This window comes from Actinospica acidithermotolerans (assembly GCF_018139625.1).
In the GTDB taxonomy this organism is placed as follows: Bacteria; Actinomycetota; Actinomycetes; order Streptomycetales; family Catenulisporaceae; genus Actinospica; species Actinospica acidithermotolerans.
This window is the reverse complement of the sequence record NZ_JAGSOH010000239.1, coordinates 1-3,390: the sequence shown is the minus strand read 5'-3', so window position 1 is coordinate 3,390 and position 3,390 is coordinate 1. Positions and strand designations below refer to the sequence as shown.

Here is a 3,390-nt window from a genome sequence, read left to right as displayed (position 1 = left end):
GTCGTGCGCAGGCGGGAGCCGTCGGCGAGGGCGTAGTCGACGGGGAAGGCTTCGCCCGGGGCGAGGGCGGCGGGCGGGCGGTCGTGGTGGCCGTAGCGGAGGGTGTGGAAGTCGTGGCCGTGGTCGCCGGGTTCGACCAGGGCCAGCGGAGAGCCGGGCCGTAGCACGCGGCGGGTCTCCGTCAGCAGGGCGAGGATGTGCGCCGGCTCGCGGACATGACAGATCAGGAGGTGGGCCAGGGCTCCGGTGCATTGGCAGTTGCGCAGCGGGAGACTACCGTCACGAGCGGGCATGATGCGGTGGATCCAGGCGTCGCGGACGGTTTGTGCGCCGTGGCGGTGGACGGCGGGAGAGATGTCGAGGGCGTAGGTGGCGGTCCAGTGGTGTTCGGCGAGGTGGCGGGCGTAGTGGCCGGGGCCGCTGCCGAGGTCGAGGACGGTCGCGTCGGGCCGGCCGAGTCCGCGGTGCGGGACCGGGACGGTGAGCAGCTCGGTCAGCCGAGGCCAGGCCGTGCCGCGGTCCAGTCCGTCGAGCCGGGTGGCGTAGGCGGCGGCGACGCGCGGGTCGGTCCAGCGGGTTGCCGCGAGTTCGGGCGTAAGGGCGCGCGGGTCGGTGCGGTGTCCGTGGGTCGGCGCGAGCCCGGATGTGCGCGTGTGCGGGTCGGTCCAGCGGGTCGGCGCGAGCTCGGGCGTAAGGGTGCGCGGGTCGGTGCGGTGTCCGTGGGCCGGTGCGAGGTCAGGCGTATGCGTTTGCGGGTCGGTGCGGTGTCCGTGCGTCGCCCGGAGTTCGGGCGTATCAGTGCATGGCTTGGTCTGTCCGTGTTTCGCGGGCGGATCGGGCGAATCCGAGCGCGGGTCGGTGCCGAGTCGGCGCGCCGGAGGCGGTGCTTGTCGCTCGGGGAAGTCCGCGTGATCGGGTGTCGTTGCGCGGGGTGTGGTCGGCATGGGGCCAGTGCAGCAGGCTCTGGAGTGCGGCGGGCGGTGTCCGGATCGTGTCGCCGGGTTGCCACTCGTTCGAGGAGACCCCGTATCCTTCGTTACCGTCGCGTCCGCGATGTGGCGGGCGGGCTGGTCGGTACGTGAGAGAGGCGAAGCGTGTTCTACGCGGTGCTGAAGGTTCTGGTGACCCGGTTGACCCTGGCGATCTGGCGGCCGCAGGTGGAGGGCCTGGAGAACCTGCCGAAGTCCGGCCCGGTGATCGTGGCGTCGAACCATCTGTCGTTCATCGACTCGATCCTCATCCCGATGATCTGCCCGCGCCGGGTGGCCTTCCTGGCGAAGGAGGAGTACTGGACGACGCCGGGGTTCAAGGGGCGCTTCATGAAGGGGTTCTTCACGGGCATCGGCGCGGTGCCGGTGCGGCGGGGAGATCACAAGGCGGCGCAGGCGTCGCTGGACACGGCGTACGACGTGCTCTCGTCGGGCGTGGCGTTCGGGATCTACCCGGAGGGGACCCGGTCGCGGGACGGGCGGCTGTACCGGGCCCGGGTGGGCGTGGGCTGGCTGGCGCTGAAGTCGAAGGCGCCGATCGTGCCGGTGGGTGTGATCGGGACGAACGAGGTGCTGCCGGTCGGGGCTAAGTTCCCGCGGATGCGGAAGATCACGGTGCGGTTCGGGGAGCCGATCGTGGCCTCGGAGGTGGGTTTCCCGGGCGAGGCGGTGGAGGGCAACTCGCGGGCGCGTCGCGCGGTGGCGGACGCGGTGCTGGCGGAGATCGGGAAGCTGTCGGGGCAGGAGTACACGGGGGTCTACAACGAGCGTCCGGCGGACAATTAGGCCGGGGGGCAACAAGGGCGGCCAGCCTGCCCCCCGGGGGTCCGCGGGAGCGCCGCCGGGGCGCGGAAGAGGTCTGGCGGCCTGTCTGAGGGACCGTCGGGCGGGCCGTCGGGCGACCGTGGACCGTGGTGGTGGTCGGCCGCAGCCTCTCGTCGCTTCTGTCGTGGCGCGCGGGCCGGTCAGGCGGTGTGCCGGGCGGGGGTGAGGTGCGCGGCGTCGTTGGCCTGGGTGAGGCGGAGCCCGGGGGGCCGGGTCGCGGGGTCGAGGTCCCAGCGGGTGACGGCGCAGTTGGTGACGGCGCCGTGCCGGGCCCACAGGTCGAGGAACGCCGCTTCGTCGAGCGGGTCGAGGATCATCCGAAGCATGAGCACGACGGCGTCGTGCGCGACGATGAGCAGGTGGCGTCCCGCGGCGGCCGGCAGGGCCTCGCCGAGCAGGGAGCGGATGCGCAGTTGCACGTCGGGGAAGTTCTCGCCGGAGGGTGGCCGGAAGTAGTAGTGGCCGACGTGTTCGCGGCGGGAGATGTCCTCGGGGTACTTGCGGCGCAGGGCGGCTTCGGTGAGCATCTCCCAGGCGCCGGTCTCGCGGTCCCGGATGCGTTCGTCGTAGTGGACGGGGATGCTGTCCGGGGGCGGGGCGCCGTGTTCGTGCGCGGCGGCCAGGGCGATGCCGAGGGTGTCGCGGGCGCGCAGGTAGGGGGAGCAGTAGACGTACTGCGGGGGGTCGGCGGCGAGGCGTCGGCCGAGGTCGGCTGCCTGGGCGCGGCCGAGGTCGGTGAGCGGCAGGTCGGCGTCGCGTTCGGTGATGGGGACGGTGAGGGCGCCGGTGGCGTTGGCCTCGGCGAACGCGGCGTTGGCGGTGGACTGGCCGTGGCGGACGGCGGTGAGGGCCGTGGGGAGGGTTGCTTCGGGGATGGTCGGCACGCTCTTCCCCTTCTCGACGGTGTCGGCGCCTTTTGTTCGGCAGTGTCCTCGAGTGTCGGTTCTGTCGCAGACTTCTACGTTACCGGCGGTTTGGCCGCCGGGGAGCGGCGTGGTGGTGCGTGAGGGGGCGCCCTTTCGGCCGTCCCCCGCGCCCCGGATGCACGTGCAGCTACGGATGCACGGAGTCTACGAGGTGGGCGATGGTCGAGTCCAGGGAGTTGATCTGGGTGGCGAAGGTGGTCGATGCGAGATAGAAGCCGAAGAACGCCGCGACGATCGCGTGCGAGAGCTTCATGCCGCCCTTGCGGATCAGCAGGAACATCAGGACGCCGAAGAGCAGGACCACCGGGAGGGAGAGGGTCACGTCAAGCTTCTTCCCGTGCGGGGGTTGATTTGCTCTTAGATTCTCCCCATTCGTCCGGGTGTGCATGGTGATAGTCAGCCATTCGGCTCACCGCCAGAACCTGGCGTACCGGTGGCGTTCCCGCGTACGGGGGTGAATTTCCTAGCCCAGGGCCGCCGCGACCAGGTGCGCGGGGTCGCGCTCGAGCCGGCGCGCGGAGCGCTGGTAGCGGCGCGTGGTGCGGGGGTCGGCGTGCCCCATGGCGTCCTGGAGGTCGTCGAGGTCGGCGCCGCGTTCGGTGGCGAGGGTGGCGAAGGTGTGGCGCAGGGAGTGGGGGGTGATGGAGTCG

The 3,390-nt window shown here is 71.8% G+C and carries 5 protein-coding genes; 1 reads left to right on the top strand and 4 read right to left on the bottom strand.

Features of this window, described 5'->3' with window-relative positions; genetic code table 11:
* On the bottom strand, positions 1–944 hold a 944-nt coding region (locus KDK95_RS34240; RefSeq protein WP_212522522.1), incomplete at its 3' end, for a class I SAM-dependent methyltransferase.
* Between the two features lie 150 nt (positions 945–1,094).
* Between KDK95_RS34240 and KDK95_RS34235 the strand changes: the two genes are divergently transcribed.
* Positions 1,095–1,775, top strand: coding sequence for a lysophospholipid acyltransferase family protein (locus KDK95_RS34235; protein ID WP_212522521.1), 681 nt, complete (start codon positions 1,095–1,097; stop codon positions 1,773–1,775).
* A 179-nt stretch (positions 1,776–1,954) separates the two neighbouring features.
* On the opposite strand, the gene KDK95_RS34230 is transcribed toward KDK95_RS34235, so the two are convergent.
* From KDK95_RS34230 to KDK95_RS34220, 3 genes are all read right to left on the bottom strand, one after another.
* Positions 1,955–2,698, bottom strand: coding sequence for a histidine phosphatase family protein (locus tag KDK95_RS34230; protein WP_212522520.1), 744 nt, complete (start codon positions 2,696–2,698; stop codon positions 1,955–1,957).
* 169 nt (positions 2,699–2,867) lie between these two features.
* Positions 2,868–3,062: a DUF2304 domain-containing protein gene (locus tag KDK95_RS34225; protein ID WP_212522519.1), complete on the bottom strand. Its 195-nt coding sequence runs from the start codon at positions 3,060–3,062 to the stop codon at positions 2,868–2,870.
* A gap of 141 nt (positions 3,063–3,203) precedes the next feature.
* Positions 3,204–3,390 (bottom strand): tyrosine-type recombinase/integrase (locus tag KDK95_RS34220; protein WP_212522518.1); only part of this gene is annotated, 187 nt, incomplete at its 5' end.